This window comes from Mycobacterium sp. TH-M25 (assembly GCF_057473665.1).
Genome location: NZ_JBYCLA010000125.1, coordinates 1 through 5,460, shown reverse-complemented (window position 1 = coordinate 5,460; position 5,460 = coordinate 1). Strand labels below are relative to the sequence as shown.

The 5,460-nt window shown below is 67.8% G+C and carries 6 protein-coding genes; 4 read left to right on the top strand and 2 right to left on the bottom strand.

The window, feature by feature from the left end; translation table 11 throughout:
- The 4 genes from AC2VOU_RS04305 to purM all read left to right on the top strand — a co-directional run.
- The coding region (locus AC2VOU_RS04305; protein WP_486956236.1) for an AIR synthase-related protein at nt 1–715 on the top strand (715 nt) is incomplete at its 5' end.
- Complete coding sequence (locus AC2VOU_RS04300) at nt 712–1,119, top strand: sterol carrier family protein (protein WP_486956235.1); 408 nt, start codon at nt 712–714, stop codon at nt 1,117–1,119. The genes AC2VOU_RS04305 and AC2VOU_RS04300, both read left to right, overlap by 4 nt.
- A 164-nt stretch (nt 1,120–1,283) precedes the next feature.
- Nucleotides 1,284–2,843 carry an amidophosphoribosyltransferase gene (gene purF / locus AC2VOU_RS04295; RefSeq protein ID WP_486956234.1) on the top strand — a complete coding sequence of 520 codons (1,560 nt, stop codon included), beginning with the start codon at nt 1,284–1,286 and terminating at the stop codon, nt 2,841–2,843.
- Nucleotides 2,844–2,911: 68 nt separating this feature from the next.
- The gene (purM, locus tag AC2VOU_RS04290) at nt 2,912–3,994 is read left to right on the top strand and encodes a phosphoribosylformylglycinamidine cyclo-ligase (protein ID WP_486956233.1); all 1,083 of its coding nucleotides are present in this window, start codon (nt 2,912–2,914) and stop codon (nt 3,992–3,994) included.
- A 37-nt stretch (nt 3,995–4,031) separates the two neighbouring features.
- Here the strand turns inward: purM and AC2VOU_RS04285 are convergent, their stop codons facing one another.
- Nucleotides 4,032–4,199 carry a DUF3073 domain-containing protein gene (locus tag AC2VOU_RS04285; RefSeq protein ID WP_486938862.1) on the bottom strand — a complete coding sequence of 56 codons (168 nt, stop codon included), beginning with the start codon at nt 4,197–4,199 and terminating at the stop codon, nt 4,032–4,034.
- 134 nt (nt 4,200–4,333) lie between these two features.
- Entirely contained in the window at nt 4,334–5,416 is a 1,083-nt protein-coding gene (gene ygfZ, locus AC2VOU_RS04280) for a CAF17-like 4Fe-4S cluster assembly/insertion protein YgfZ (protein ID WP_486956232.1), read from the bottom strand.
- Nucleotides 5,417–5,460: the final 44 nt, after the last annotated feature.

The following is a 5,460-nucleotide window of genomic DNA, read 5'->3' as shown; positions in this document are numbered from 1 at the left end:
CTCCCCGGAGGACCCCGGCGTGATGTGGCAGTTCTCCCCGGCGGTCCGCGGCGTGGCGGATGGCGGGGCGGCACGGGGCAGTCCGGTCACCGGTGGCAACGTCAGCTTCTACAACCAGCCCGGGACCACCGCGATCATGCCGACCCCGGTCGTCGGGGTCCTGGGCGTGATCGACGACGTCACCCGCCGGATCCCGACCGCGATGGGGACCGAACCGGGCGAGACGCTGATGCTGCTCGGCGACACCCGCGACGAATTCGACGGCTCGATCTGGGCGCAGGTAACTGCCGACCATCTGGGCGGGCGGCCGCCCGCGGTAGACCTCGCCCGGGAAAGGCTATTGGCCGACGTGCTGAGCGCGGCCTCGCGTGATGGGCTGGTGTCAGCGGCCCACGACTTGTCTGAGGGCGGTCTGGCGCAGGCCGTGGTGGAATCGGCGGTGGCCGGCGAAACAGGTTGTCGCATTGTGCTTCCCGAAGGTGCAGACCCGTTCGTCATGTTGTTCTCCGAATCATCCGGCCGGGTGTTGGTGGCGGTGCCGCGCACCGAGGAGAGTCGCTTCACCTCCATGTGCGAGGCGCGGGGCCTGCCCGCCGCCCGGATCGGTGTCGTCGACCAAGGTTCAGCCGCGGTCGAGGTGCAGGGCCTGTTCACCGTGGCACTGGCGGAATTGCGCAGCACGTCCGAAGGGGTGCTGGCGGCTCTCCTGCGATGAACGCCGCGCGCGACCACGCCGATCCGGTCCAGACCCGTGCCGCCGTCTGTGCCGTCGAAGACTGGCTGCGCGACGACGGCATCCCGGCGCCGAGTCGTGCCCAACTCGCCGCGGCGGTCAGACTCACCGCTCGCACCCTGGCCGTGCAGGCACCCGGTGCCAGCGTCGAGGTCCGTATTCCGCCATTTGTTGCGGTGCAATGTCTTGCGGGGCCACGACACACCCGCGGCACTCCGCCCAACGCCGTCGAGACCGATCCCCGAACCTGGCTGCTGCTGGCCACCGGTCTTCTGCAGGTGCCGGATGCGACCGCCACGGGCGCGCTCCGCCTCTCCGGGGCGCGTGCCGGTGAGATCGAAGCCTGGCTGCCAGTGGTGCCGCTGGGCGATTCCCGTCACACCTGAGCGGGGCCGCTGTGGCGCATGCGACATTTGCACTCTCGTGGGGCTGCTGAGCTGCGTTAATGGCCGCGGACATGCCGCAACACGCGAAGTCAATTCGTCGATGAGTCGAACGTTTCCGTAGACTCCACCACGTCACCATCCGTTCCCCGGGGAGCCGCCACATCGTGACCGTCCAGACAGCCGACACCTCTGAGTGGCTAGAGAACCCGCCCGGCGAGGAATGTGGTGTATTCGGGGTGTGGGCCCCCGGCGAAGAAGTCGCCAAGATGACCTACTTCGGCCTCTACGCGCTGCAACACCGCGGCCAGGAAGCGGCCGGCATCGCCGTCGCGGACGGGTCGCAAGTGCTGGTCTTCAAAGATCTCGGCCTGGTCAGTCAGGTCTTTGACGAGCAGACGTTGGCCGCCATGGAAGGGCACGTCGCCATCGGGCACTGCCGGTACTCCACCAGCGGCCAGCCGACGTGGGAAAACGCCCAACCGGTCTTCCGCAACACCGCGGCCGGCACCGGAGTCGCATTGGGACACAACGGCAATCTGGTCAACAGTGCCGAGCTGGTCGCCCGCGCCCGCGAGGCCGGGCTGATCAACCCCAGGGCGCCGGGCGCGGCCAACACCGACTCCGACGTGCTGGGCGCGCTGCTGGCACACGGCGCTGCCGACTCCACCCTGGAACAGGCCGCGATGGAACTGTTGCCGACCGTGCGTGGGGCGTTCTGCCTGACGTTCATGGACGAGAACACCCTCTACGCCGCCCGTGATCCCCACGGTGTGCGGCCGCTGTGTCTGGGACGGCTGGACCGCGGCTGGGTGGTCGCTTCGGAGACCGCCGCCCTGGACATCGTCGGCGCCTCGTTCGTCCGCGAGATCGAGCCCGGTGAGCTGCTGGCGATCGACGCCGATGGGGTCCGCTCGTCCCGGTTCGCCAACCCCGAGCCCAAGGGCTGCATCTTCGAATACGTCTACCTAGCGCGGCCGGACAGCACGATCTCCGGTCGTTCGGTGCACGGCACCCGCGTGGAAATCGGCCGCCGCCTGGCGCGCGAACACCCGATCGACGCCGACCTGGTGCTCGGTGTACCGGAATCCGGCACGCCCGCCGCGGTCGGCTACGCACAGGAGTCCGGCATCCCCTACGGCCAGGGCCTGATGAAAAACGCCTATGTCGGTCGCACCTTCATCCAGCCGTCGCAGACCATCCGTCAGCTCGGAATCCGGCTGAAGTTGAATCCACTCAAAGAAGTCATCCGCGGCAAGCGACTGATCGTCGTCGACGACTCGATTGTGCGGGGTAACACGCAGCGCGCGTTGGTCAGGATGCTGCGAGAGGCCGGCGCGGTCGAAGTCCACGTACGGATCGCGTCGCCACCGGTGAAGTGGCCGTGTTTCTACGGCATCGACTTCCCCTCGCCCGCCGAACTGATCGCCAACGCCGTCGAGGACGAAGACGAGATGCTCGAGGCCGTCCGGCATGCCATCAACGCCGACACGCTGGGCTACATCTCGCTGCGCGGCCTTGTCGCGGCGACTGAGCAGCCCACCTCGCGACTCTGCTCGGCGTGCTTCGATGGCAAGTATCCGATCGAATTGCCAAGCGAGACAGCGCTGGGCAAGAACGTGATCGAGCAGATGCTTGCCAACGCCGCGCGTGGGGCCGCGCACGCAGAGACCGTCGCCGAGCTCTCGCCGGAAGCCGAGCAGGCCGCCGTGCTGAGGCACCCCTAGCCGCAACGCTGTCGCTGCACCAGTGGCAGATACCTCGTGCCGGGCGACGACCGGTAGCCTTTAGCGCGATGACCGCCCGCGGAAAAGACCCGGCCACCCCGGGCGCGACCTATGCATCGGCCGGAGTCGATATCGAAGCCGGCGACCGCGCAGTCGAACTGTTCAAGCCATTGGCATCCAAGGCCACCAGACCCGAGGTGATCGGCAAGCTCGGCGGGTTCGCCGGGCTCTTCGCGCTGCGCGGTGGTTATCGTGAGCCGCTGCTGGCCGCATCCAGCGACGGAGTGGGCACCAAGCTGGCAGTAGCCCAGGCGATGGACAAGCATGACACCGTCGGCTTGGACCTGGTGGCGATGGTCGTCGACGATCTGGTCGTCTGCGGCGCTGAACCGCTTTTCCTGCTGGACTACATCGCGCTGGGCCGCATCGTGCCCGAGCGACTCAACGCGATCGTCGGCGGCATCGCCGAGGGCTGCGTGCGAGCGGGCTGTGCGCTGCTCGGCGGCGAAACCGCGGAGCATCCCGGCCTCATCGAACCCGACCACTACGACATCTCCGCCACCGGCGTCGGCGTGGTCGAGGCCGACGAAGTGCTCGGACCCGACCGGGTCAAGCCGGGCGACGTGATCATCGCGATGGGCTCCTCCGGGCTGCACTCCAACGGTTACTCCCTGGCCCGAAAGGTGTTGCTGGAGATCGACCACGGCAACCTGGAAGGTTATGTCGAGGAATTCGGACGCACACTCGGCGAAGAACTGCTGGAGCCGACGATCATCTACGCCAAAGACTGCCTGGCGCTGGCCGCTGAAACCCAGGTTCGCACCTTCTGCCACGTCACCGGCGGAGGGCTGGCCGGCAACTTGGAGCGCGTCATCCCCAACGGTCTACTCGCCGAGATGGACCGTGGAACGTGGACCCCGGCACCGGTATTCGCGATGATCGCCCAGCGTGGCCGCGTCTCGCGCGCCGAGATGGAGAAGACCTTCAACATGGGCGTGGGCATGCTTGCCGTCGTGGCGCCCGAAGACACCGACCGCGCGTTGGCGATCCTGACTGCCCGTCATCTCGACTGCTGGGTGCTCGGCACGATCAACAAAGGCGCCAAAGGTAGTCCGCGAGCAAAACTTGTTGGGCAGCACCCGAGGTTCTAGATTTCGGCTCGCTGGCGAGGCGAGCCCGCATAGCGGCCTAGCGACCCACGTCGCGCCAGGGATCGTCGCCCTCCGACTGGTCCGCGTCGTCACCGTCGGAACCGGACAGCTCGCGCTGGAGCCGATCGAAATCGGTCTGCGGTGAGCTGTATTTAAGGTCTCGAGCGACCTTGGTCTGCTTCGCCTTAGCCCGGCCACGGCCCATGGGGGAACCCCCTCGCGCAATAACGGAGCGGCCTAACGAGTAGGCGGCTCCGATCTCTTGTCGTTATTGTCCTGTGCACAGTTTAGCGTGCCTGCTGGCTGCGTGCTGTTGCGCCCCGCGGTGTGCAGCGACCTTCAGCGGGTCGTTCCCCGCAACCGCTCGACAGCCACTCGACCGGCACCTGGCCCGTCGTGCGCCGGCAGCGAGTCGGCGTCGATCATCGCCGCCACCGTCGCATCGCCGCCGCTGCGCAGAGCGGTGTCAGCTGGGATACCACGCTTGAGCAATGCCAGGGCCACCGGGCCCAGATCGACGTGGTCGACCACGGTTCCGAGCCGGCCCACCGGACGGCCGCCGGCCAGCACCGGATCGCCGGTGACCGGCCGATCCGCCGACCCGTCCAGGTGCACCAGAACCAGCATCCGCGGCGGTTTGCCCAGGTTGTGTACTCGAGCGACGGTCTCCTGGCCGCGATAGCAGCCCTTGTCCAGGTGAACCGCGGCGCCGATCCACCCCACTTCGTGGGGGATGGTGCGTTCGTCGGTGTCGACGCCGAGCCGGGGGCGCACTGCCGCGACCCGGTGGGCCTCATAGGCCCACATCCCGGCCGGGCGCACCCCGGTTTCGATCAACCGCCGTTGTGCGGCGGCGCAGTGGGTGCGGTCGAGAAGGATATCGAGCTCGATCTGGCCCGGATTGGCCTCGGGCATCCGGCGCACGAAACCGCCGCCGCTGCGCGGAGCCGCGGTCAGCTCGGTAGGCAGCGCGTCGACGCCGAGCGCGTCGAGTACCGCTTGGTCGGCGAGATGCGGCCCCAGCAGCGACAACACCGCCAGGTCGGCCGCGGCCGGAGTCACCTGCGACCAGAACACCATCTTGTGCAAGTAAGCCAACAGCGGTGTGCCGCGCCATGATTCGGTGTCCAGGTAGGTGACGCCGTCGAGTTCGGTCTGGACCCAGTGGTCTTCGACGCGACCTTGCCCGTCGAGGCTGAGTTTCTGGGTGCTCGCGCCGTCGGGAAGTGCGCCTACGTGCTGGGTGGAGATGCTGTGCAGCCAAGTCTGACGGTCGTCGCCGGTCAGGGTGAGCACGGCGCGATGCGACCGGTCGATGAGAGCGGCGCCGGTTTCGGCGGCGCGCTGCTCACCCAGCGGGTCGCCGTAGTGCCAAATGGCGCCCGCGTCGGGGCCGGTTTCAGGGGCAGGAACTGCAGACACAGGTCAACTCTACGGGCCAGGACGACGGTATTTCTGGTGGTGAC